The 24,547-nt window shown below is 47.8% G+C and carries 14 protein-coding genes; 6 read left to right on the top strand and 8 right to left on the bottom strand.

From position 1 onward, the window contains the following. Window positions 1-115: 115 nt before the first annotated feature. Window positions 116-3,040, top strand: a complete 2,925-nt coding sequence (locus PKOR_RS03465; protein ID WP_046309146.1) for a DEAD/DEAH box helicase — start codon at window positions 116-118, stop codon at window positions 3,038-3,040. 76 nt (window positions 3,041-3,116) lie between these two features. On the opposite strand, the gene PKOR_RS03460 is transcribed toward PKOR_RS03465, so the two are convergent. The 4 genes from PKOR_RS03460 to PKOR_RS03445 form a co-directional block, all read right to left on the bottom strand. Further along, window positions 3,117-3,305, bottom strand: coding sequence for a hypothetical protein (locus PKOR_RS03460; protein ID WP_148561623.1), 189 nt, complete (start codon window positions 3,303-3,305; stop codon window positions 3,117-3,119). 219 nt (window positions 3,306-3,524) lie between these two features. After that, a complete protein-coding gene (locus tag PKOR_RS03455; RefSeq protein ID WP_235337214.1) occupies window positions 3,525-6,485 on the bottom strand; it encodes a M16 family metallopeptidase in 2,961 nt (986 codons plus the stop codon). A 133-nt stretch (window positions 6,486-6,618) separates the two neighbouring features. Further along, complete coding sequence (locus PKOR_RS03450) at window positions 6,619-8,481, bottom strand: DNA polymerase III subunit gamma/tau (RefSeq protein WP_046314035.1); 1,863 nt, start codon at window positions 8,479-8,481, stop codon at window positions 6,619-6,621. Window positions 8,482-8,723: 242 nt separating this feature from the next. Further along, window positions 8,724-9,542 (bottom strand): IS982 family transposase, encoded by an 819-nt coding sequence (locus tag PKOR_RS03445; RefSeq protein WP_046314034.1) that lies wholly within the window; start codon window positions 9,540-9,542, stop codon window positions 8,724-8,726. A gap of 166 nt (window positions 9,543-9,708) precedes the next feature. On the opposite strand from PKOR_RS03445, the gene PKOR_RS03440 reads away from it, so the two are divergent. Further along, window positions 9,709-10,242 carry a hypothetical protein gene (locus PKOR_RS03440; protein WP_046309144.1) on the top strand — a complete coding sequence of 178 codons (534 nt, stop codon included), beginning with the start codon at window positions 9,709-9,711 and terminating at the stop codon, window positions 10,240-10,242. A gap of 135 nt (window positions 10,243-10,377) precedes the next feature. Here PKOR_RS03440 and PKOR_RS03435 read toward each other — a convergent pair whose 3' ends face one another. Then, entirely contained in the window at window positions 10,378-11,436 is a 1,059-nt protein-coding gene (locus tag PKOR_RS03435; protein ID WP_046309142.1) for a DUF3667 domain-containing protein, read from the bottom strand. A 375-nt stretch (window positions 11,437-11,811) separates the two neighbouring features. Between PKOR_RS03435 and PKOR_RS03430 the strand changes: the two genes are divergently transcribed. Continuing rightward, window positions 11,812-14,586, top strand: a complete 2,775-nt coding sequence (locus PKOR_RS03430) for a T9SS-dependent M36 family metallopeptidase (protein WP_046309141.1) — start codon at window positions 11,812-11,814, stop codon at window positions 14,584-14,586. Between the two features lie 160 nt (window positions 14,587-14,746). Here the strand turns inward: PKOR_RS03430 and PKOR_RS03425 are convergent, their stop codons facing one another. From PKOR_RS03425 to PKOR_RS03415, 3 genes are all read right to left on the bottom strand, one after another. Beyond that, window positions 14,747-16,390 carry a catalase gene (locus PKOR_RS03425; protein ID WP_084694715.1) on the bottom strand — a complete coding sequence of 548 codons (1,644 nt, stop codon included), beginning with the start codon at window positions 16,388-16,390 and terminating at the stop codon, window positions 14,747-14,749. 211 nt (window positions 16,391-16,601) lie between these two features. Beyond that, entirely contained in the window at window positions 16,602-17,960 is a 1,359-nt protein-coding gene (locus tag PKOR_RS03420; RefSeq protein WP_046309140.1) for a sensor histidine kinase, read from the bottom strand. Then, a complete protein-coding gene (locus PKOR_RS03415; RefSeq protein ID WP_046309138.1) occupies window positions 17,950-19,326 on the bottom strand; it encodes a sigma-54-dependent transcriptional regulator in 1,377 nt (458 codons plus the stop codon). The genes PKOR_RS03420 and PKOR_RS03415 overlap by 11 nt, the downstream gene beginning before the upstream one ends. Window positions 19,327-19,629: 303 nt before the next feature. Between PKOR_RS03415 and PKOR_RS03410 the strand changes: the two genes are divergently transcribed. The 3 genes from PKOR_RS03410 to PKOR_RS03400 all read left to right on the top strand — a co-directional run bounded on the left by PKOR_RS03410 (window position 19,630) and on the right by PKOR_RS03400 (window position 24,524). Continuing rightward, window positions 19,630-21,999, top strand: coding sequence for an ABC transporter permease (locus tag PKOR_RS03410; protein ID WP_046314032.1), 2,370 nt, complete (start codon window positions 19,630-19,632; stop codon window positions 21,997-21,999). 132 nt (window positions 22,000-22,131) lie between these two features. Then, the gene (locus PKOR_RS03405; protein WP_046309136.1) at window positions 22,132-23,520 is read left to right on the top strand and encodes a S41 family peptidase; all 1,389 of its coding nucleotides are present in this window, start codon (window positions 22,132-22,134) and stop codon (window positions 23,518-23,520) included. Between the two features lie 17 nt (window positions 23,521-23,537). Next, a complete protein-coding gene (locus tag PKOR_RS03400) occupies window positions 23,538-24,524 on the top strand; it encodes a hypothetical protein (protein ID WP_052738704.1) in 987 nt (328 codons plus the stop codon). Window positions 24,525-24,547 lie beyond the last annotated feature (23 nt).

Below are 24,547 nucleotides of genomic sequence, written 5' to 3'. Positions count from 1 at the left end.
AGCAGATGAATCGAAATCAAATACTTAAAATCTCACGTCTGATTTCTCATTTGCTTACCTTTGAAGCTAAGGCATAGCCGGTTCCTGAAGCACAGCGGCTGCCTGAGAAGCAATAATGGAAGAGCAATACCCACCGTTCGAACCTTTCGACAGCACAGACGACCCTGGGTTGCTGTTTGCCGCACACCTTGCTTCTCAACCACAACTAGCCGGGAATTCTGCCGATTCAAGAACGATCATTGTGATTGGCAGGCACCGCTACTATAACCTTTTTAGTGCCCAACTCGTTTCCTGCAGCCTGAGCAGCACAGGTGAGCTAAAGGCGCCTTTCACGATACTGAACCCGCTCGAACTGGTGTGGCGAACCGAGCAGCCGGAGGAGATGAAGTTCTACAGTGCTGTTGCCCGTTTTCAGAATTTCTATGAAAAGTCAGCAGCTGATACTGCCAGTTTAAAGGCACTTGTGCGCAACCCGCTTCAGTATGCTTTTTACCTGCACGATAGCCAGGTTTCCGAGAAAATAACACCACGCTCCATTGTACCTGTTCAGGTCAGTCAGCCGAAAATGAATTTTAAAGTACGCATCGGCCTGACTAGCGACGTGTTTAGCATAACAAGCGATCTGTTTATAGACGGCTCCTACTTTTCCCTTAGCCGCGTCAGTGTCCGGTATGATCATTTCCTGGTAGCTGATGATGCCTGGTACCTGTGCTCCAACCCACACTTACCTCCTGTAGCCGCCTATTTTAAAAAGCACAGTAACGAGCTCCAACTGCCCCATGACTCTTTTCTGCACTTCCAGCAGCAGGTGCTGTCCAAAATGGAGTCGCATGTGCCCGTAGAGCATACCTACCTGAAGCCTGCCACCAAGGCTCAGTTAAGGAGCAAAGGCTTTAATCAGCTTCCGGAAAAGGTGCTATACTTAATCGAGTCGGAAAATTACGTGCTACTGCACCCGTTCATGCGGTACGGTGAAATAGAAATCCCTTTGCTGTCGAATAAGCTGATCTACGATCAGGACAACATGGGCAGGCCTTTCTATGTGACACGCAACACAGAGGCAGAAGCGGCTTTTACAAAGTTGCTGATCCAGCAGCACCCGCACTTCTGGGAGCAGCTGGAAAATATGCTCGATTACTTTTACCTGCACAAGACACGTTTCCTGGATGAGACGTGGTTTCTTGACGCCTTCGATAACCTTGCCGCCAACGGCGTTACCATTCTCGGTTTCAATGATTTGCAGGGCAACAAGCTCAATCGATACAAAGCTACGGTGGCCATTCAGGTAGCCAGCGGCCTGAACTGGTTCAATGTAAATGTGCAGGTAAAATTTGGCCGCAAAAAAGCGTCAATCAGGCAGCTGAAGAAGGCGGTCGTAAACAAGAGCAAGTACGTGCAACTCGACGATGGCACCATGGGCATCATTCCTGAAGAGTGGCTCCAACGGCTACAGGTATATTTCGAAACTGGCACGGTGGTAGAGGAGGAGTTGCATATTCCTAAGACTAATTATGCAGTGCTTACGGAACTGTTCGAAGAGTATATGCTGGATGAGCAGGTGCACAAAGAGCTATGGTGGTACCAGGCACAGCTGAGCAACGTGGAGAACATTGCCCCCGCACCCGTACCAGCCGGGCTGCAGACCACACTTCGGCCATACCAGCTGCAGGGCCTCAGCTGGCTCAACTTTTTAGACGATCTGCAATTCGGGGGCTGTCTCGCCGACGACATGGGTTTGGGTAAAACAGTGCAGGTAATTGCCTTTATGCTCTTGCTGCGGGAAAAACGGGAGAAGCAAACTCATCTGCTGGTTGTGCCTACTTCACTTATACCTAACTGGCAGGCGGAGTTAAACAGGTTTGCTCCGTCGCTGCAACTGCACATACACCATGGTCCGAACAGAGCAAAGGCCACAGATACTTTTCATGAGTACAATGTGGTGATAACCACCTACAATACCCTGCTCTCCGATATTGTCTTTCTGAAGAAGCATAGGTTCGGCTATGTTTTCCTGGATGAGTCACAGAATATCAAGAACCCGAACTCGCAGCGCTACAAGGCTGCCTGCCTGCTGCAGTCATACAACAGGATCGTGCTGACAGGTACGCCCTTTGAGAACAACACCTTCGATATTTATGCGCAGCTTTCCTTTGCCTGCCCCGGCTTGCTGGGCACCAGGACCTACTTCCGCAACACCTATTCCATGCCCATCGACAAGTTTAAGGACAGGAGGAGCGCACAAGCCTTGCAAGAGAAGATTGGTCCGTATGTGCTGAGAAGAACAAAGGCTGAGGTTGCCAAGGAGCTACCCGACAAAACGGAGATGGTTCTTTACTGTGAGATGGGAGAGGAGCAGCGCAAGGTATACGATACCTGTGAGCAGGAATTGAGAGACTACATTAATGCTAGCGGAGAAGAGGAGCTGACAAAGCACCCGATGCATGTGCTGAGGGGTATCACCAAACTGCGTCAAATCTGCAACTCGCCCCTACTCACTGGAGATGCCAAGCTCTTTACCGATACCTCCGCTAAGATACAGGTACTCCTGCAGCAGATTCAGAACGTGTCGCGGTACCACAAGATCCTGGTGTTTTCACAGTTTGTGGGCATGTTGGACCTTATCAAAAAGGAGCTGGTGAAGGAAAATATCAAGTTCTCTTACCTCACAGGCAGCACACGGAACAGAGGGGAGGTAGTAGATCAGTTCCAGACGGATGAAGAGACACGTGTGTTCCTAGTAAGTCTGAAAGCCGGTGGAACAGGCCTTAATTTAACTGCAGCCGACTACGTGTTTATCGTGGACCCATGGTGGAACCCTGCAGTGGAGAATCAGGCTATAGACCGAAGCTACAGAATAGGGCAGGAGAAAAAAGTGATAGCCGTGCGACTGATTTGTCCTAACACTGTAGAGGAGAAGATTCAGGTACTGCAGCAGAACAAGTCGAAGCTCGCCACCGACCTAGTAACGGCCGATAACAGCTTCTTCCGATCGCTAACCAAAGATGATTGGTTGAATTTAAGTAGTAACAGTAGCCTGTAAAGGCGAAAGCTGCTTATTAACCAAATGTGCTCGTTAGGGTTATTTTGCCTAAGAACTTTGGAAGAGGATTCAGGTGCTACTTCCCCTTTTTCGCTTTCTGGTTCTTTAGATAAGTAAAGAGCGCTCCCACCATACCACATGCCAGAGCTGTATAACCATAGCCGATCAGAAAGCCATAGCCCATTCTCTCTGTGCCCATCAAGAGCAAGGCTGCAATAGAAATAATACCAGACACAAAAAGAAGTGTTGCTCTGGTGTAATTCATACTATTCTCCATATTCAAAACAGTTGAGTTTTAATGCCTGTATGCAAGCATTTTCGCACATACTCAATATGAGTAAATACAGCAACATTGGTTTTCAAAATTAGACTAACAAGGAAATTAAGAAGACCAACAGTGGCGTAAATTCTTTACAAAGCAAAACAAAAGGGGCAGCCATAACTTGGCTGCCCCTTTTGTTTTGCTTTAGGATCTAAATCTGGCCTAATACCCAAACAGCGTTTTCAGATCCAGCTGCTTTACTTTGCCATACTTCTTCAGTGCGTCAAAGTTCAGGCGGTCTTTAGAGCCGATCACAAGTATAACCTGCGGCTGGCCTTTCACATACTTTTGCTGAAACTCCTTCAGTTGGTCAAAGGTCATGCTGTTGGCGCTTTGATATACATCCTGACGGATATCGTAGTTCAGGCCCAGTTTCTTGGCACGCTCGTAGTCGAACAGAACACCTGCTTTGGTGATGCGTTCCGTAGAAATGCTGTTGCGCAAAGAGGCACGTGCATTCTCAAAGTTAGCATCGGCTAGTGGCATATCAGTTAAAAGTGCCTGCATACCGGACATTGCTTCTGATAGCTTATCAGCCTGCGCCCCGATGTACGACATTAGGTAGTTTGCACGGTCTTTCTTAGAAGCAGTGCCATAGTAAGAGTAGGTAGAGTAAGCCAGTGCTTTAGACTCACGCAGGTCCTGGAACACAATGCCGCCCATATACTCATTGTACAGCCTTACAACCGGAATAATGTCTTTGCTGTAAGGCACAGACTTGCTCAGGAACAGCATTTCGGCCTGCACCATGTTATAGTCAGCCCAGTAAACGGTTGGCTCTTTGATGTCGAGTTCTGGGTAAACTACTTCTTTTGGTACCGGTTTTAAGGTGGCTGGTACTTTATGTCCTTCGTTTAGCACGGCTACCAGAGCTTCTGTTTCACGTGGGCCGTAGTACAGCACGCGGTGCTCGTAAGTAGGGATGCTCTTGATAATGTTTACCAGCTCCTGCGGCTTCACAGCCTTTAGCTCCTTCTCGCTCAGCAGGGTGTTGAATGGGTTCTTTGCTCCATACTTGGCATAGTTCACCATTGCCTGCTGCAGAATAACGCCTTTGTTTTTCTTGGCGTCCTCGCGAGCTTTCAGAATACCAGCTACCATGTCTTTCAGGGCTTGCTGGTTTGGCTTGGCATTGGCCAACACACTTTCAAATAGGTTCAGGCCCTGTTCAAAGTTCTCGTCCAGGCCAGTCAGGCTCACGTATACCTGGTCTCCCGAAGAGAACACGTCGAACGAAGTACCCAACTTATAAAACTCCTTCTGAAGCTCTTCGGCAGTATACTTGTCAGTGCCCAGGTACTTCAGGTAGTTCACGGCCATACCCAACTTCTGGTCGTTATTGGTGCCCATGTCCAGGATGTAGTAGAGCTGGAACAGGCCGTTATCGTTGTTCTTGGTATACAGCAACGGAATGTTCTGCTTTAATTTGGTTTCGGTGATATCCTTCTGGTAATCCACGAAAACAGGCTCCAGCGGCTGCACCTCTTTGGCCATAAAAGCTTTGTAATAGTCTGACTGCGCGTCGCGGTTAACAGCTACTGGCGTAATGGCTGGCTTCTCTACTTTCTGTGCGTTCGGATCTTTGCCCGTGCGCTTATATACCAGCACATAGTTATTTTGGAAATACTTGTTCGCCACATCCACCACTTCCTGTTTGGTGATGCTAGCGAATTCATCCTGTCGGCTTACAAATTTCTCCCACGGCATGTCATAGATAAAGGCCGTTACGAAGGCATCTGCGCGGTTGCTATTGTCTTCGTAAGCTTTCATGGTGTTGATCTTATCGTTGTTTACCACTGCCTGTATCAGCGACTCGTCGAAAGATCCTTTCTTGATCAGCTCCAGCTGTTGTAGTAACAAGTCGCGCACCTGGTCCAGTGATTGGCCCTGGCGTGGCATACCTGTCATACGGAAGGTGCCGTAATCTTTCATTGGGGTGTCGTAGGCATAGGCCTGCAGTACCTTCTGCTGTTGGTTCAGGTTGAGGTCTACTAAGCCGGCCTGCCCGTTGTAAAGCAGGTTGCTGATCATTTGCACGACCAGTGCCTCACGCTCGTTTATACCCGGCGTGCGGAAAGCAACAGATACGTTCTCCGCATCCGGACCAAATACCTCACGCACAATCGGCTTCTGGATCGGCTGCTCCTGTGCTACTGTAAAGTTTGGTACCTGGCTTTTCTCTATGCCTCCCCAGTACCTATCAATCAGGCGAATGGTCTGGTCAAAGTCAATGTCGCCGGACATAGCAATGGCCATGTTGTTTGGTACATAATACTTGTCGAAATATTCTCTGATGGCTGTGATAGAGGGGTTCTTGAGGTGCTCGACGGTACCGATGGTGGTTTGAGTACCATACTGGTGTGACGGGAAGAGCTCTGTGTTAATCACCTCAGCTACCTTACGACCGTCGCTGTCGAGGGTGCGGTTTTTCTCCTCGTACACAGCCTCAAGTTCTGTGTGGAACAGGCGTGGCACCATCTCCTGGAAACGGTCGGCCTCCAGTTCCAGCCAACGCTCCAGTTGGTTGCTTGGTATGTCATTCGTATAAACCGTCTGGTCTACCCAAGTATAAGCATTGGTGCCTTTTGCACCGATAGCCGTTAGGAGCTTATCATACTCATTAGCAATGGCGTAAGTAGCAGCAACCCCGGAAACCGAGTCTATCTGGTGATAGATCTTCTTGCGCGCAGCTTCGTTGCGGGTGTTTCTGTATTGCTCGTACAGCGCTTCAATTTTATCCAGCTCTGCCTTCTCCTTTTCCCAGTTGGCTGTGCCCAGTTCAGTAGTGCCTTTAAACACCATGTGCTCCAGGTAGTGTGCCAGGCCAGTAGCATCAGTTGGGTCATTCTTGCTGCCTGCGCGAACTGCTATAAAAGTCTGGATGCGCGGTGCCTCCTCATAATCCGACAGGTATACTTTCAGTCCATTGTCTAAAGTATAAATGCGGGCATTCAGCGGGTCGTTAGGTGCCATTTCGTAGGAGTATTCCTTTTCGGCAGGAGTGGTAGTGGCTACCGCCGTGGCATCTGTAGTAGATTGCGTTTGGTATGCTTCGTTCTTGCATTGCGTGAACGTGAGGCCCAGCGCAAGCAATAGCAAAGAGGAACCTCTTTTTATTGCCATAGTTTTAATGTTGAAGTTTTTTATAAAGATAATGTGATTTCTTTAAATAATATAGCAGCTTAGCTTATATAAAGCTAAAACAAAAGCCCCTCCTATGGGTAAGGAGGGGCTTTTGTTTTACAGAGTATCAGTATTAGAAATCTGCATCCAGGCCAAACCGCTGCTTCAGGTCGATGAGGACCGGATACTTTTCGGCCAGGTAATTAAACTTGTCGGCAGAAGTATACAGCTTTCGCCCTTCGTCCTGCACTTCCATTAGCTCTGCTCGCAGTTTTATACTCCGGTTACCCAGCTGTTGCTTCAGTTCACGAAGTATGTCCGGACGGAGTGCCGTGAACTGATCCAGCATCACGTGGTTTTCCAGGTGAAGTACAATTTCGTTATCAGGCCCAATGTGGTACTGGCGGTTAAGAAGCGTGAACTCCATCATGTTCTCAGCCTTCTTGCGGCGCAGAATAGTATGCCACACCGTTTTCAGCTTTGCCTCATCTACAGGTACAACAGCACCATAGCTCGTCTCTTCCTCTTCCTCGGCTACTGCCACTTCAGCTACCGCTGCTTGTGGGTTTTGCAGATCTTTCAGGCTTGGCAACTTACCTAATTTCTTCTGCGGCGGCAGCTGAGGTCCCGTCCGGGGCTTGTCAGCGGCAGGTGCCGGTGCCGGAGGCGCAACCACTGCCTTAGGCGGAGCTATGTGTGCATCTGGTGTTACCTGCTGTGGCTTTGGCGGCTGTTGTAATCCCTCTGAGGGGATACCATTGGCCGGGGCAGGCGGCTGCATCTGCGCCGACGGTACGGCTGCAGCAGGTGCAGTGGTGGCACCAACAGAACCGGTAGCGGCTGGTGCCGGAGCCGCTACCTTAGCTTTTTTTGATACTTCTCCTTGCTGTGCAAAGCTCAGAGCTGCATTCAGGTGCGCCATCTTCATCAGGCACAGTTCCACGTGCAGGCGCTGGTTTTTGCTGCTCTTGTAGTTGGTATCGCAGGTGCTAACCAGGTTAAGCCCAGATAGCAGGAACGACACGCTTGCCTTCTGCGATTGCTCTGCATACTTGGCCTTGATGTTGTCAGATACCTCTAACAGCTGTACTGTCTGTGGGTCTTTGCACACTAGCAGGCTTCGGAAATGCTCGCCAATGCCAATCAGGAAGTTATGGGCATCAAAGCCGTTCTTCAGAATCTCATCAAACAGGAGCAGCGAGCCTGACAGGTTCTGCTCCAGCAGGTGATCTGTCAGCCGGAAGTAGTAATCGTAATCAAGTATGTGCAGGTTCTCGACAGTAGCCTTGTAGGTAACATTGCTGCCCGAGAAGGTAACCATCTGGTCGAAGATCGACAACGCATCACGCAGGGCGCCATCCGCTTTCTGCGAGATCAGGTGCAGGGCATCTGATTCGGCCTGTATACTTTCTTTGGTGGCGATGTTGCCCAGGTGGCGTACCATGTCCTCAATCCGTATTCGGTTAAAGTCGAAAATCTGGCAACGCGAAAGTATAGTAGGAATGATTTTGTGGCGCTCAGTGGTAGCCAGAATAAAAATGGCATATGAAGGTGGCTCCTCCAGTGTCTTCAGGAATGCGTTGAAGGCCTGGTTCGAGAGCATGTGCACCTCATCTATAATGTAAATTTTATACTTGCCTGTCTGTGGGGCGTAACGCACTTGCTCCACCAGGTTACGGATATCTTCTACCGAGTTATTAGAAGCAGCATCGAGCTCATGGATGTTGAACGAGCTGCTGGTGTTAAAACTGCGGCAAGACTCGCACTCGTTACAGGCTTCTATCTCCGGGGTGATATTCTGGCAGTTAATGGTTTTTGCCAGGATACGCGCACAGGTAGTTTTACCCACTCCACGCGGACCACAGAAAAGAAAGGCCTGCGCCAAATGCTTGCTGCTGATGGCGTTTTTAAGGGTATTGGTTATATGGTGCTGCCCCACCACACTGTCGAACGTGGTCGGACGGTATTTTCGAGCTGATACTACAAAATTTTCCATTACTACAAAGATAATCAATCCGAAGCGGAGTTAGGAGAGCTTTTTATCCAGTACTTTTCCAGATACTTATCCACGTGTCAGGTTTATGGGGTGTTTGCCTTCTCCTTTAGGGTAAACAGAAAAGTATAAATTTAAATGCACCTAATATGAAAATGTTCAAACATAAACCTTAAATTGCTGTATCCTTTGTTGTTTTAGTACTATGCAGATAATCCTGGTGTACTACTTAACTCAAGTTGCGATTAAATACATTTATTGATGGTGTAAGCAAAGAGGAATAGGACAATCTTTAGCAGAAATCCTTGCGGAGTCACGGCGTGGATCGTTCGGGGAAAGGCCGCCTCTATCTCACTGAAAGTTGTCTCTATTCTCTTCCTCATCACCGCTTTTATATAGTCCATCGCCGGGCTGTCTTTCCGCTTGCTGTTGCTTTTCCGCTGAGTAAGCAGGCTGACCTGCTCGCATTCGGCCAGCAGGTCCTCCACCTCATAATTGGTGTAGGCGCTGTCCCCGTACAGGCTGCTTTCCGGCGGCAGGTCCAGGTGCATGGCCTGCAGGGCTCTGCCATCGTGCACGCTTCCCGCCACGATAAAGTAACTCACCGGCAGGCCCCCGGCAGTTGCGATGACCTCCACCTTGAAGCCGTAGAAATACTCCCTTTTAGAGACATTGTAGCCCCTGTAGGCCTCACCCTCCAGCAGTCTGCACCGGTTAATGCGAATATTGCGGCACACGGCCACCGGGAAGCTGTCTATCACATACTCGCCAGTGGTGTTGAGCTGCTTGAGGCAGTCTCCCAGGGCCAGGAAGATGGCCGCGATCGTTTCGCCCAGTCGGTGCAGCATCCGGTTAAAGTTGCTCTTGTGCGGCATCCGGCACTTCTGGTGCTGCTGCATGTAGCCGCTGGCCGCAGACAGGTTGCCGCCAAAGTAGCGGGCCGACACCAGGGCCGTTGTGATTATCTCCGCATCGCTGGCCTTGCGCTTGGCCGCCGCTTTTTTGCCCGCTATTTGCAGGTAATCATCAACAAAACAGTAAATTGTAATAGTGAAGTCATTCATGGCAAGTAAGGAAGTAAGTGTGGTTACTTTTTCCTTAACAAGCCTGAGTGGCTTCATCGTTTACATGCCAATGCTAAATCGCAACTTGGGTTACTTATAACAATAGCAGGAGAACTTACCTACGCTTCTTTATTTCTACTAATACTGTAACCCTTTCTCTTTGAGCATGAAAACTCTAAAGCCTGTAGCCATAGGCGCTTTGCTGTTTCTGATGCTGTTGGCAAACCCTGTCTTGGGGCAAAGTGCCTACAAAGGTTTACCTCTACTGAAGGCAAACTCCAGCAAGGTAAACGTGCGTGTAGGTAGTGTTTTAGTTAATGGTCTTTGGACAATAAAGCCAGAGTACAATCCGAACTCGCTGCACATACAAGTATCGGGGCAGAAGGAGAGGCTGATATTCTACACCGATATTGATTCTGCGACCTATGAAATCAGACCTGCTGAATCGAAGAAGTTCTATGTGCTGCTGAGCAACAAGCATTACGTTCTCACCGAAGTGAAGGGATTTAAAATGGAGAGCAACGAAGCTGCCCAGAGAGAGGAAAAGTTCCTGAACATAGAGAAGCCCAAAAGCAAGACTTTCGGCAGTCTTTGGGAAAAGCACCATGTAGGCGAGGTGGTAGAGGACATAAACAAGTATGCTGATAAAGCTTCAGGAGCAGTAAGCTGGGTAAAGGGTAAGCTTTTGAGCGGCGATTAAGCGTTGCCTTTTAAAGTAGTCAGGCTAAATAACCATCAACAAGAAGCATAGAGGCAGATGCTAATAAAGAAAGCCCCAGGAGGTTAAACTCCTGGGGCTTTCTTTATTCTAATGGTAGAACTTGCAGTGTTAGTACTAGATGGTATAAAGTGTTGCTACAATAACTATCAGTCCGCTTACTATAAGCAGGGTACTGTAGGCAAAGAACAGCAGAAAGAACTTATATACGGTACGCCAGCGTGTGCTCCTGTAGATGTTGCGCATGGACCTGTAGATGTACCAGAGTGCCACTAGGTATCCAAGGTTAAAGATCCAGTCTGGCAGGAACGGTAGTATCCAACTCAATAAGATCAGGATAGAAGCAAACAGGAAGAGGAACGAATGCACGTGTATGGAATAAATCAGGTGCTCTACATAGTATTTTGAAGAGCGCCAGTGTACCAGCTTCAGAATGAGGGCAAACAGCGGTAGGAGTATAAACATTACCTTTGGCAAATGCCCTATCAGTTTGTTCTTGAACAGTTCGCTGCTCAGGTCATCATCCATCACTTCCTGGAACTTTGTCCCTAATGATTTAACCACCGCATTATCATCTCCAATATTCAGGCTTAGCTTATCTGAATCGCTTTTGCCTTCAGCTTCCTTGGCTACAGGCTGAGTAAAGATAACCGCGTCGTTATGGGTAGTGCTGCCTGTGTCTAACGATGCTTCGGCCTTATCCAGAATGGTATAGGTGTAATTAGCGGCTGTCGGAGATACTGTTCCGGCTGCCTCCTTCTTCGAGATGGTGTTCTTTAACTCCCCCAGCTCTTTTTTTATCTCAGCTGCTTCCTGCGTATTTTCTGCCGCCACATTGTCTTCGATGATGTCTTTCTTGTTGATGTTTGTGTTGGCTGTGAACAGGAAAAAGAACAAGATGCTGATGAAAATGTACATGCTGATCGGGTTGAGGTGCGCAGCCCGCTTGCCTGCAAAGTATTCTTTAGTAAGGTACCCGGGCTTTGTGAAAAGCGGCACAATACTGTTGAAGAACTTAGACTCGAAGTGGAAGTAGTGCCCGACGCTATGCAAAGCCAGGTGGAAGAAATCCTCATGTAGCTCCAGGTTCTCCTGTCCGCATTTGGAGCAGAAGTTGTCGGTAACGGTGGCACCGCAGTTTAAGCAGTTGTTGTCGGAACGGTAATGCTTCTTCATAGGCTTTTCAAAAAGCTGTTGAAAGTAAAACTTAAAGCCATTTTAAAACCCTAAAGTAAGCATTTGTAGCATTTTTCTGTGATGATGTGTTATAAATATTTAGTTAAACATATATGACTCTCTATAAATAGGTTATCATCAGAAGTAAAACTGTTCTAAACAGAAGTGGAGGTTTATTTATAAAGAGCCCTTTTGATCAAACTTGATGCCTCGGTGCTATTATATTAGCATATTTATATTTACAAATGTATTTAAAACGCTTTTAATAATGTAAAAAATAATATTCAAATACTGTTTAAGAGAAATAACTATATTTTAATGCAAGGCGTATGCTCATAAATATATTTAATTAAAAATTAAATTAATCTAATTTTTATGGGCAAAACTATACGCGTTTACACGCAGCTGGCTATTATTGTAGCCTTGCTGTTCGGTAGTACTGTTTCGTACGGACAACGGAGTGGGAAGCCAGAGAAAAAACCAGTCCCACAGGTGGCTCTTGAGCATCTAAAAAGCAACAAGAGCAAGTATAAAGTAAGTGAAAAAGACATTGCAGACCTAAAGCTGAGCGGCGAATCGAATAGCAAAAAGAGCGGTGTAAAGCACCTCTACATTAAGCAGCAGTTTCAGGGCATCGAAATTCATGGCGCTATTACCAACATGGCCGTTACCAGCGACGGTAAGGTGATACATGTTGGTAATCGTTTCTACAGCCAAATAGAAGAAAAGATCAAGAACAAGCAGCCTGCCTTAGATGCTGCCGGTGCAGTTGCCGCTGCTGCCAGGCACTTGGGCACCACTGTTAAAGGACCACTAACCATTCTGGAAACAGGCGACGTTAGTAACAGAGAAGTGCTTCTGTCGAACGGTGGGATTTCCCTAGAGTCGATTCCGGCAAGGTTAGTTTACCAACCTATGGTAGATGGCAGCTTAAGGCTGGCCTGGGAGGTGTCTATTTATGAACTGGATGCAGAAAACTGGTGGAACATCAGGGTAGATGCGGTTACTGGTGAGTTCTTAGACAAAGATAACATGGTGGTGCATTGCCAGTTTGAGAACAATGGCCCAGGCGGAAGCTTTCTGCACGATGGCCATAGCCATACTACTGCAACCCCTTACAATGATGCGGTAGAAGCAATTCCGTATGTGTCTGCTGAGAAACAGGTGAACAACAGCAACTCGCCTGGTCTTTATGAAGTGTACCCTATGCCTATAGAAAGCCCTAGCCACGGTAACCGAAAACCAGTTAATGCCAAATCTGCAGATCGTGTTGCTTCCCCGACTGGGTGGCATACTGCTGGCCAGACCAAGTATACTATTACCCGAGGCAATAACGTGTACGCGTATGAAGATCCGGACAATACCGGTTATATAGGTGGCCCTGAAGACATGTACGGCTATAGCCCAGATGGCGGAACAGAACGTGTGTTCAAATATCCGGTTGATTTTTCTCAGCAACCTTCTGCCTATAAAGATGCAGCTATCACGAACCTCTTTTACTGGAACAACATCATACACGATGTATGGTACAAGTATGGCTTTGATGAGGAAAGTGGCAACTTTCAGTCATTTAACTTTGATAAAGGCGGCTTAGGAGCAGACCATGTAATGGCAGAGGCTCAGGACAGCAGAAATATTTCTACTACACGCAACAACGCTAATTTCGCCACTCCAGTCGATGGTTTCAGGCCGAGAATGCAGATGTACCTTTGGAGTGGTATCCCGGATGGGGATATGTTCAGGGTAACATCGCCTGCTGCCATTGCAGGAAGCTATCTGGCGATACAGGCAACCTTTGGTCCGAGACTTAGCTCTACGCCAATTACCGGAAAGCTTGTGTTGGCTGATGGTCTTTTGGCTTGTGGGGCTATCTCTAATGCGGCCGCAATTGCCGGAAACATAGCCGTAGTATACAGAGGCTCCTGTGAGTTTGGTGTAAAAGTATTGAATGCGCAAAATGCTGGAGCCATTGCGGTTGTAGTAATAAATAATGCGCCGGGCACTCCAACTGCTATGGGTGTAGGAGCCACAAACCCGAGTCTGATTACTATCTCCTCTTTAATGATAACAGATGAGGCAGGCGCTAAAATAAGAGCTTTGCTGGATAGCAACCAGGAAGTGATTGTAAGCCTGAAAGACGATGGTTCGGGACCAGAAATCGATGGAGACTTCGACAACGGTATCATCGTGCATGAGTATGGCCATGGTATATCTAACCGCCTTACTGGTGGACCAAATACCACTTCATGCCTTCCAACCCAGGTTCGTGTGGGTACTCAGATTTATACAACTGAGCAAATGGGAGAAGGCTGGAGTGACTGGTTTGGCCTGATGATGACCATGAAGAAAGGCGACACCCGTGAGAAAATAAGAGGCATGGGTACGTACGCATCAGGTGAGCCAACAAATGGGCGAGGTATCAGACCTGCGCCATACTCTACTGATTTCAGTATTAACAGCTATACTTACAATGCAACTAATAACCCGAGCTTAACAGCTCCGCATGGTGTCGGCTTTGTTTGGTCTACCATACTTTGGGAGATGACCTGGGATTTGATTGAGAAGTACGGCTTTGATGAGGACCTGTACAACGGCAACGGCGGCAATAACATAGCTATGCAACTGGTAATAGATGGCTTAAAACTACAGCCATGCTACCCTGGTTTTGTAGACGGTCGTGATGCTATACTTATGGCTGACCAAATTAATTACGGTGGAGCTAACCAAGAACTGATCTGGAAAGCTTTTGCCAGAAGAGGCCTAGGTTACAGTGCCAACCAAGGCTTGAGCTATAACAGGTTCGACCAGGAAGAAGCCTTCGATTTGCCAGCAACTTTTACCTTCCATGTGCCAGGATCAGTTGGTACGGCCAAGTTTGACGCTATGGGTAGTGATGTGGCTGTGAGCTATCCTAACCCGTTCACTGAGAGCACTAACATCCGCTTTACGGCTCAGGAAGATGGTCATACAGTGCTGAAGGTTTATGATATTACCGGCCGTGTGGTAGAAACACTGTTCGAAGGAGAGGTGGAGCGTGGTGTAACCTATGAGCACAGCTTCAAAGGCACAGGCATGAAAAATGGCATGTACATCTATAGAATTACCAATGGTAGTACCACCCGTTCCGGCACCATGTTATTGATGAAGTAACAGTAGCTTTATACTGCGATACCTGATTAAGAAAGCCTGTCTGCAACGATATCTGCAGTCAGGCTTTTTTGTTATACTTTAAAAAGCACCAAAGGCAGCCGCTACTAGCAACTGCCTTTGGTTTTACGCAGCAAGTATGAATTTTATACTTTATAGCTGTTTAGTATGGTTTGCTAGGATGAGATTTTTCCTGGGCCTCCTGCACCCCTTCCTCACCGGTTATGTTGCCCTCAGGGCCATCCGTACCGGCAATTTTATCATGCTTCATCTTCATCAGCTCCTGCGTAGCTCTGTCGATGCTTTCTCTTACACGTCGGCCATAATCTTCGTCGGCCTGCGTAAAGTATTCCAGCATCTTATCCTGAATGCGCTTATCGCACTTAGCTAAATCGTTGCCCAGGTTCATGATCAGTTCATCACGCTCCCAGTCTTCAAAGTTGCGGTACGTTTCACCAGCCTGTCCAAAGTGATTGGTACGGTCGATGTGCTGGCGCACCAGGTTTGCCTCATAACGTGGCGTATGATCTTTACCTGCTTTTGGTGCTTCTTCCAGGCCACCCAAAATAGAAGGCTCGTAGTTTACGTGAATGTTCTGCCCTTCCGCAAAGTCAGTTTTAAAGGCCATTCGTCCACCACGCTGGTTCGTTGCTACCTGCTTTTTAGGTGCGTTTATTGGCAACTGTAGGTAGTTGGCACCTACACGATAACGCTGTGTATCAGAATAAGAGAACGTACGGCCCTGCAACATCTTATCATCCGAGAAATCAAGCCCATCTACCAGTACACCTGTACCGAAAGCTGATAGCTCAACCTCGTTAAAGTAGTCCACTGGGTTTCTGTTCAGGGTCATCTTGCCTACCGGGTGCCAAGGGAACTGCTCTCTTGGCCACAGCTTGGTATCATCCAATGGGTCAAAGTCCAGCTCTGGGTGCTCGTCATCGCTCATGATCTGAACGTTAAGCTCCCACTCTGGGAAGTCGCCTCTTTCGATAGCCTCGTAAAGGTCCTGAGTGGCGTGGTTAAAGTTTTTGGCCTGTATGGCTTGTGCTTCTTTTTGAGTAAGGTTGCGGATGCCTTGCTTTACTGGCTCCCAGTGATATTTAACCAGTACTGCTTCACCGTCTGCATTTACCCACTTATATGTGTTTACACCTGAGCCCTGCATCTGGCGGTAGTTAGCCGGAATACCCCATGGCGAGTACAGGAATGTAACCATGTGGGTTGCCTCTGGTGTACCTGAGAAAAAGTCGAAAATACGCTCAGCGCTCTGGATGTTAGTTACCGGGTCTGGCTTTTGAGAGTGGATCAAGTCCGGGAACTTCATCGCATCCCGAATGAAGAAGATCTTCAGGTTGTTTCCTACAAGGTCCCAGTTGCCGTCTTCAGTATAGAACTTTACAGCAAAGCCACGGGGGTCGCGTAACGTCTCAGGTGAGCCAGACGGGTGTCCAACTGTCGAGAAGCGCACAAAAACTGGTGTCTCTTTTCCTTTTTTGAAAACCTTTGCACGGGTATACTTCTCAACCGGATCATCGCCAACCGTACCGTAAGCCTGAAACACCCCATGTGCACCTGCACCTCTGGCATGTACCACTCGTTCCGGTACGCGCTCACGGTCAAAGTGCGACATCTTTTCTAAGAAGTGGTAGTTCTCCATGGTAGCAGGACCACGGTTGCCTACAGTGCGGATGTTCTGGTTGTCAGTTACAGGGTGGCCTTGGCGGGTGGTCAGCATTCTTTTATTTTCTGAACCATTCTGGCCGTTACCTGAGGTCGCAGAGCCGTTATTCTTGTTTTCGTTCATAGCACGTTACCGATTAGATTTTACTTTGTACTATTGTTTTATACTCTATCTCAAACGGTTTAGTTTATAGATATTATCTATACCGTAACAGGGAAAAGCTATATAGTGTATTACTTAAAGTAAAATTACAAAACCACATCCAACGCTGTAACAGAATAACTGAAAAGGCCAAGAGTAATTTGTACGTAGCTAAAAGCTAAGGTGGCTTTAGTTAGAAGTACAGTTTAAAAACAGTGCCAACGCCAACCTCGGAGGCTACTTGTATGCTACCCTTGTGCAACAGCATAATGTGCTTTGCTAGGCTAAGGCCAATGCCCGAGCCATCTTTGTGTGAGGTGAAGAACGGGATGAATATATTCTCCAGAAGCTCCTCCGGGATACCGGTACCGTTATCCTGTACCTCAATAACAGTTTTGCCGTTTTCGTGGCCTGCAGTAAGTATAACCTGCGGATCAGGACGACCTTGTACGGCGCGCTTGGCATTAAGTATAAGGTTGATAAGAACCTGTTCGAGTAGGTTCACATCACCGTACAAGGTTAGGTTAGGAGGCGTTACCTGGCAGCTGAGCTTCACGCCCTGCTCTTCCAGTTGAGGACGCATCAGGCCGTTTATACTTTTAAACAGCTCCTGCACATACACCGTGGTCAGCATCAGTTCCTGCGATTTGCTCAGGTTGCGGTAAAAGTGCGCGAAGCGGAGCAATCCTTCGCTGCGCTTCTTGATGATGGTAATGCCTTCTTCCGTATCCTGCAGCAGTTCAGGGTCAGGTTTTGCTTCAGGCTCCTGCTCTATCTTCTCGCGCTCCATGTGCAGGTGGCGGCCAAGTGTATCGGCCAGCGAGGCGATAGGAGCCACAGAGTTCATGATCTCGTGCGTCATCACGCGCAGTAGCTTTTGCCAAGCCTCTGTTTCGGTGGCATCTACGGTGGCGCTCACATTCTTCAAAGCAAATAGCAGCAGGTTGCGCTGTTGCATGGTGAAGGCAGTGGCGGTTAACAGCAATTGTGTCTGCCCGTCCTGTAGCTTGAGTTTTAGGAGCTTGTTCTCCCCAGGCTTTATACTTTGCACTGCTTCATAGAGCAATGGGTAACGTGGCTCCAGGCTGTCCATACTTTTCAGGTAGGGCAGGTGCAGTATACTTTTGAAAGCCTCATTCACCCATTCCACATCTCCAGTTTCTTCATCCACCGCCATAATGCCTGTGTCGATCATCTGCAGGATAGTCTGCATATACTGAAACTGCGCCTCCTTCTCTATATGCAGTTGCTTGTAAGTATCATTGATGAGGTTGAAGGCTTTGTGCAGTTGCCGCAGAGAACTGTTGGTGGTGTGCTCGTTAAAGCGTTGTGAAAAGTCGCGCTGCTTTACAGCCTGCAGAAACTTGGCAAGCTCATTATTACTGCGGGTAACATACATAGCCAACTCCCACACCTGCGCCAGCATAACAAGTATACCGGAGCCTACCTGCAGCCAGGTGAACTGCGTGAGGTAGTGCACCGTCAGGTACATCATGCCCAGCAACAGTACAAACCGGATCAGCAACCCGAATTCGATGCGGTTAAATGTCATGCTTATTTAATCGGCGGTATAAGGCGGTGCGGGTAAGGCCAAGCTCTTTTGCAGTTCTGGAGATATTGCCTTTATTCTTCTCCAGCACCCGGATTATGGTTTCGCGCTCAATTTCGCTTAGCGGCACAGGTGTTTCGGGTATGTAGGCAGCGGCAGGGGCCGAAGGAGCCATCTCCATAGGTGAGAAGCTGAAGTCCTGTGGCTGCAGTATGTTATTCTCGGCAAGTATAATGGCGCGCTCTACGGCGTGCTGCAGCTCGCGCACGTTGCCTGGCCAGCTGTGTTGCTTTAGCTTCTGAAGGGTGGCTTCTGCAAACTCAGGCACTGGTTTATGATTCTTCTGAGCGTAGATAGCAGCAAAATGGCGCGCCAGCAGCTCTACATCGCCGTGGCGCTGGCGAAGTGGTGGCAGGGTGATTTCTACGGTGTTGATGCGGTAGATCAAGTCTTTGCGGAACTGGTTACGTGCAGCCAGCTCGTAAATAGGCTCGTTAGTGGCCGAGATCAAGCGGATGTCAACAGGTACGGGTGTGTTGGAGCCTAGTGGGGTTACCTGACGGTTCTGTAGCACTGTAAGCAGCTTTGCCTGCATGGCCGGTGAGATATTACCTATCTCATCCAGAAACAAAGTGCCTCCGTTGGCAGCCTCAAAGCGTCCGGCCCGATCTTCACGGGCATCGGTAAAGGCTCCCTTCTTGGAGCCGAACAACTCACTCTCAAACAGGCTGTCGGTCAGCGCGCCCATATCCACACTTACAAAAGGCTTTCCGGCACGAAAAGACTTCTCATGCAGCGCCCTAGCCACCAATTCTTTACCGGTACCGTTCTCGCCAAGTATAAGTACATTGGCCTCGGTAGGTGCTATCTTTTCTATCTTGTACAACACCTCTTTTATTGCCTCCGATTGGCCCAGAATAGTAGTGCTGGTATTCTTAGAAGTAGCTACGCCTGCACTGCCGCCCTTTGTCTTCTGCTGTCTTTTCTCTAGTGTCTGGTGCAGAGTTTCCAGCAGCTTCTCGTTGTGCCAGGGCTTTACAATAAAATCTGTAGCGCCCTCCTTTAAAGAGCGCACAGCCAGCTCCACATCGCCATAGGCCGTGATAAGTATAACCGAAGCATCCTTGTCTCTGTCCAGGATCTGCCGCAGCCAGAACAGTCCCTCATTTCCTGTATTCAAGGCACTCTTAAAGTTCATGTCCAGGAAAATGACATCAAACTTCTGTCGCTCCAGCAGGCCGGGCAGGAGGTCAGGGTTCTTTTCGGTAACTACTTCTTTTACCTCGGTTTTTAGCAGCATCTTCAGGGCGAACAGCACGTCCGTCTCGTCGTCTACCACCAGCACGCGAGCATTCTTTACAGTGGCCATAGGTAAGGAGGTTCTGGTTGAAGAACCGAATATAACCATTCTATCTGATAAAAATAAAAATAGCGTAATTGCTATACTCTGCCTAAGTATAGGCTGTGTTTATACTTGTACCGGAAGCGCACAGGTGTACTGCGTGCAGGTGTATCGAAAGCGTACACTTAAACTGGAGGAGTGTTGTTTAAAATGCTTAAAAACAGTGTTTTGTGTTTTTGGCATCTTAATTTCTTAGAGGCCTTGTGTACAGTAGGAAAAACTTTTGAAAATTTTTCTAAGCCACACATTCACACCACAAAGCCTAAAACTATGTATAAGAACTACCTCAAAATGGCCTATCGCAACCTGATGCGTCACAAGGTCTTCTCGCTCATCAATATCTCCGGCCTGGCGCTGGGCATGACCTGTAGTATCCTGATTCTGCTGTGGGTAAAGGATGAGCTAAGCATCAACCGTTTTCATGAAGATGTAGACACTCTATACCGGGTAATGGAGGTGCAAAGCTACCCTGGTGCAGATGACCTGACAGTAGATGCTACCCCGGGACCTTTGGCAGAAGCCTTGGAGCGGGACCTGCCGGAGGTAGTACAGGCAGTGCGAACCACTACCTGGGATTGGAAGCAGCTCTTCGCCTATAACGATAAGGTGCTTAAGGTTAATGGCAGGTACACCGATCCAGAGTTTTTTCAAGTCTTTACCTTTCCGCTGTTGTACGGTGATGCCTCACAGGTGCTGAAGCAGCCAAATTCGGTGGTGATTTCAGAAACGGTAGCCAATCAGTTTTTCGATTCTCCTGAAGAAGCCATGGGTAAGCTCTTCAAGATCAATAACAGCAAGAGCTATAAGGTAACAGGAGTGATGCAGGATGTGCCCAAGAATTCTACTATGCAGTTTGACTACGTGATGCCTGTGGATGATTGGATAAACAGCCCGGGAAGTGAGTGGCTGAAGGGGTGGGAAAGTAATGCACTAAGAACTTTCGTAAAGCTGCAGCCAGGCACCGACATAGATGCTTTTAATGAGAAGATAAAGCCTGTCATAAAACAGTATCAAAAAGAATCAAACATAGACCTTTTTGTGCAGCCTGTAAGTGAGATGTACCTGTACGGCGAGTTCCGCAACGGAAGTCAGGAGGGGACAGGAGCCATTAAACATGTGCGACTGTTTACGGTGGTGGCTATGTTTATCCTTATCATTGCCTGCATCAACTTTATGAACCTGGCAACCGCACGGTCGGCCAAGCGTGCCAAAGAGGTAGGGGTTAGAAAGGCTATCGGAGCAAACAAACCAGCACTTATCAGCCAGTTTATGATCGAGTCGGTACTGGTGGCTTTTCTGGCGCTCTTCTTATCAGTAAACCTAACAGGTATACTCTTACCGCAGTTTAACGAGCTCACGGGTAAGTTCATAAACCTGGACTTAACTGATCCGTCGCTGCTTCTGCTGCTTGTAGGTGTAGCTGTAGTAACAGGTGTTGTGTCTGGAAGTTACCCTGCCCTGTTCTTATCATCTTTCAATCCTGCAGTAGTTTTAAAAGGAACTACCAAATCAAGCAAGCGCGTGTCGGTTTTCAGAAAAGGCCTGGTAGTGTTCCAGTTTGTACTGTCTGCGCTGCTGATTATTAGTACTCTGGTAGTATACCTGCAACTGCACTATATCCGCACTAAAAACATAGGCCTGAACAGGGAGAATGTGGTGCTGCTTCCGTTGGAGGGTGAACTGCATAAGCGTTACGATGTGATGAAGGAAGAGCTGCTAAAGGTGCCGGGCATAACTGGTGTTACGGCTGCAAACCAAAACCCTTTGATGGTGGGTAACTCAACAGGTAGTATTGAGTGGGAGGGGAAAGAGCCAAATTCTGACATTCTGTTCAGTATACTTAAAACTGACTATGACTTCCTGGAGACCTTGGATGTGCAGATGAAGGAGGGCAGAAGCTTTTCCAAAAAGTATGGTGCAGAAGAAACGAAGGTGGTGATTAATGAGGAGGCAGCTAGACTTATGCAGCTAAAAGAGCCAGTAGGGCAGTGGCTGGCAGGTGGAGGCGAGCGTGCTACCATCATCGGTGTGGTAAAGAATTTCCAGACAGCCTCCATGCATGAATCTATGCAGCCTCTTGTAATGATGCTGAACCCGGGAGAAGCTAACACCATCTTTGTGCGGATAACTTCTGGAGAGACAACAGAGATTTTGTCTGCCATAGAGAAGATCCTGAAAAAGCATAATCCGGCTTTCCCGTTTGAATATCACTTCCTGGATGAGGACTTCGAGCGGATGTACAGAACAGAGGTAATGATGGGGCAGCTTACTAAATACTTTGCCGGCATTGCCATCTTCATCTCCTGCCTTGGTTTGTTTGGCCTGGCCCTGTTCACTGCCGAGCAACGTACCAAAGAAATTGGTATCCGCAAAGTGCTGGGAGCCTCCGTGGCAAGCATCGTGTTCATGCTCTCCAAAGACTTCCTGAAACTGGTGCTTATTGCTAACCTGATTGCCCTGCCATTAGGATGGTACTTTATGAACGGCTGGCTTAATGACTACGCCGACCGCACAGAGCTAAGCTGGTGGATCTTTGCCATGGCCTTTGTCTCTACCATTATCATTGCCGTCGTTACCCTTAGCTTCCATGCCATTAAAACCGCAGTGGCAAACCCTGTAAACTCACTCAGAGCCGAATAAGCTTTACCTGCAGTGTATTCTGCCTAATCTGATAAGGACATAGAAGAATACACTGCAGGTAGAGCTAGCTCTGAAGCAAACCAAGCATACACAGCATTTTATCGATACAGCCAATAAGAATCTACTTAAAACATGAAAAAGCTCCTCTTAAGCCTGCTTGTACTGTTAACAACTGTTGCGCAGGCGCAAATTTCAAATACCCTGACACCGGCCGACAAAGTATATGGGCTCTCAAAGTTCTGGCAGGAAGTAAACTACAACTTTGTGTACCTCGATAAGGTGGATCGAACCAAGTGGGACAATGCTTATCGTGAGGCGATTACAAAGGTGCAGCAGACAAAAAACGACTACGAGTATTACCGGGAGCTGCAAAAATTCTGTGCCTTACTTAACGACGGCCACACCAACATCTACTTCCCGAAGAAAATACAGGAAAAGCTGCATAATGATATGTTCGGGAAGTACAGGATATTTCTGAGCAATATCGACAACAGAGCCATTGTGACCAAAACTAACCTGAGCATAAAAGACGAAGTGCCTGTGGGCAGCGAGATAGTTGAGGTGAACGGCCTGCCAACAGTAGAATACCTGAAGCAGTTTGTGCTGCCTTATGTCTCGTCGTCTACAGATTATGTGCTGATGGACATTGCTATTCGTTATATGTTTGCAGGGCCTGAGGGCGAGCAGTACAACATCAAATACAGAACACCAAAAGGCAAAGTAGCAGCGCTTACCCTTACACATGCTGAAACTACGGAGCAGGAAGTATACCCAAGCCAGGAGAAGCGTGAGTTGCTGGAGCTGAAGTGGTACCCGAATCAAACTGCATACCTTGCCCTGAACGGATTCCATGATCCGAAGATAAATGAGATGTTTCTGGCAAAGCTACCGGAACTGCGCAAAGCCAAAGCGCTGATCATTGACCTGCGCTACAATGGCGGCGGCTCTACAGACATAGGCCGTGAGATTCTGGAATACCTATCGCCTGATACGCTGCTGTATGGCTCTAAGAACTCTACTCGCCAGCACCTGGCTAGCTACAAGGCTTGGGGTAGGTTCATTGAAAATCCTAAAGATACCGCAGGCGATGCCTGGGCAGCTAAATCGCTGCTGGCTTACCAGGACAAGCTATACTATACTTTCGACTACAACCCCGCCCGAAATTCTGTAAGCGCCGACCAGAAAGTGATTGTGCCAACTGCTATACTTATCGGGCACAACACTGCCTCTGCCGCCGAAGACTTTCTGATTTATGCCGATAACCAGAGGCACATGACAAAGATTGGCGAGAACTCATTCGGTAGTACCGGCCAGCCTTTTATGTTTGATCTTCCTGGGGGAGGAGGGGCCAGAATCTGTACTAAGAAAGATACTTATCCAGACGGCCGTGAATTTGTTGGCTACGGCGTGAAGCCAGACATAGATGTGAAGATGACCCTGCAAGACTACATCCAGAAAAAAGATCCTGTGCTGGATCGTGCCTTAAAACATTTGAAAGGCCAGAAGCTAGCGTCAAAGTAAAAGTTTAAAACAAAGATATGAGTAAGAGTAACGCTACCTTAGTGCTTATACTGGCAGTAATCGCTGCTGCATGTGTAGGTGCTAACAGAACAGCTGAGTCAACAACTAATAGCATGGCATGGATACCCTTTACCTGGGTTAGCGACAGTGTAAGTGGAAAGCAGTTTGACAAACTTGCCATCAACGTGCCAATACAGTTAGAAGGTATTCCACATGCGTTTGAGGCACAGTTTGACTTAGGCGCGACAGGTACGGCCATATTGTACGAGAAGAACTTGTCGAATTACTTTAAACTATACCCTTCGATGCTGGAGAAGCTGGATACGACTGTAGTTGTTACCGTTAACAACAAGAAGAATCCTGTGCTGAAAGGTCTAGATTTGGAACTTGGCGATGTGGTGTTTCGCGGCCAGCAAGCAACCTTATATAAGGACTATGGCACTGAGATTCCTATGGATTCTATCAAGAGCTCCAGGGCAAGGCATGTTGGTACTGTGGGTGCCGGCTTGGCTAAAGGTAAATACCTTATCATAGATTACCCTAACCAGCGTCTTTCAGTTCAGGATACTATTCCTGCGAATCTGGCAGCCAGAACATCCTTCGTGAATGCTAAAGTAGGCACCGATAACCGGATTAAAGTGCCTCTGTCAATTGACGGGGAAACTCACCACGTTATGTTCGACACCGGAGCTAGTTTGTTTCCTTTGTCTGTTGGCACGGAGAATTGGTACAAGTATGCTGATTCAACCCAAAAGGATTCCCTCGAGGTAACATCGTGGGGGCAGAAGGTATTTATATATGGGGCTCCTTCCAAGGTAGATGTATATCTGGGTAAAACAAAGTTGCCCTCTACTAAGGTATACTCCATCCTAAACAGCAAAAGCTTCGACAACTTCTACAAAAAAGAAGGCATTATTGGCTTGACCGGTAACGCATACTTTGTTAATAATGTAGTGGTGGTAGATTTCAAAAACAAGCGTTTCGGTGTAGTGCAGGAGCTGTAACTGAATCAATCAGTTTTATGTTT

The sequence above is a fragment of the Pontibacter korlensis genome (assembly GCF_000973725.1).
GTDB classification, from domain to species: Bacteria; Bacteroidota; Bacteroidia; order Cytophagales; family Hymenobacteraceae; genus Pontibacter; species Pontibacter korlensis.
The sequence above is the reverse complement of the archived record's forward strand: the minus strand, read 5'-3'. Positions and strand labels throughout refer to the sequence as shown.

Excerpts from the sequence above, each read along its gene's own strand:
- PKOR_RS03465 (WP_046309146.1), top strand. The coding sequence starts at position 116 with ATGGAAGAGCAATACCCACCGTTCGAACCTTTCGACAGCACAGACGAC.
- PKOR_RS03460 (WP_148561623.1), bottom strand. The coding sequence starts at position 3,305 with ATGAATTACACCAGAGCAACACTTCTTTTTGTGTCTGGTATTATTTCT.
- PKOR_RS03455 (WP_235337214.1), bottom strand. The coding sequence starts at position 6,485 with ATGGCAATAAAAAGAGGTTCCTCTTTGCTATTGCTTGCGCTGGGCCTC.
- PKOR_RS03450 (WP_046314035.1), bottom strand. The coding sequence starts at position 8,481 with ATGGAAAATTTTGTAGTATCAGCTCGAAAATACCGTCCGACCACGTTC.
- PKOR_RS03445 (WP_046314034.1), bottom strand. The coding sequence starts at position 9,542 with ATGAATGACTTCACTATTACAATTTACTGTTTTGTTGATGATTACCTG.
- PKOR_RS03440 (WP_046309144.1), top strand. The coding sequence starts at position 9,709 with ATGAAAACTCTAAAGCCTGTAGCCATAGGCGCTTTGCTGTTTCTGATG.
- PKOR_RS03435 (WP_046309142.1), bottom strand. The coding sequence starts at position 11,436 with ATGAAGAAGCATTACCGTTCCGACAACAACTGCTTAAACTGCGGTGCC.
- PKOR_RS03430 (WP_046309141.1), top strand. The coding sequence starts at position 11,812 with ATGGGCAAAACTATACGCGTTTACACGCAGCTGGCTATTATTGTAGCC.
- PKOR_RS03425 (WP_084694715.1), bottom strand. The coding sequence starts at position 16,390 with ATGAACGAAAACAAGAATAACGGCTCTGCGACCTCAGGTAACGGCCAG.
- PKOR_RS03420 (WP_046309140.1), bottom strand. The coding sequence starts at position 17,960 with ATGACATTTAACCGCATCGAATTCGGGTTGCTGATCCGGTTTGTACTG.
- PKOR_RS03415 (WP_046309138.1), bottom strand. The coding sequence starts at position 19,326 with ATGGCCACTGTAAAGAATGCTCGCGTGCTGGTGGTAGACGACGAGACG.
- PKOR_RS03410 (WP_046314032.1), top strand. The coding sequence starts at position 19,630 with ATGTATAAGAACTACCTCAAAATGGCCTATCGCAACCTGATGCGTCAC.
- PKOR_RS03405 (WP_046309136.1), top strand. The coding sequence starts at position 22,132 with ATGAAAAAGCTCCTCTTAAGCCTGCTTGTACTGTTAACAACTGTTGCG.
- PKOR_RS03400 (WP_052738704.1), top strand. The coding sequence starts at position 23,538 with ATGAGTAAGAGTAACGCTACCTTAGTGCTTATACTGGCAGTAATCGCT.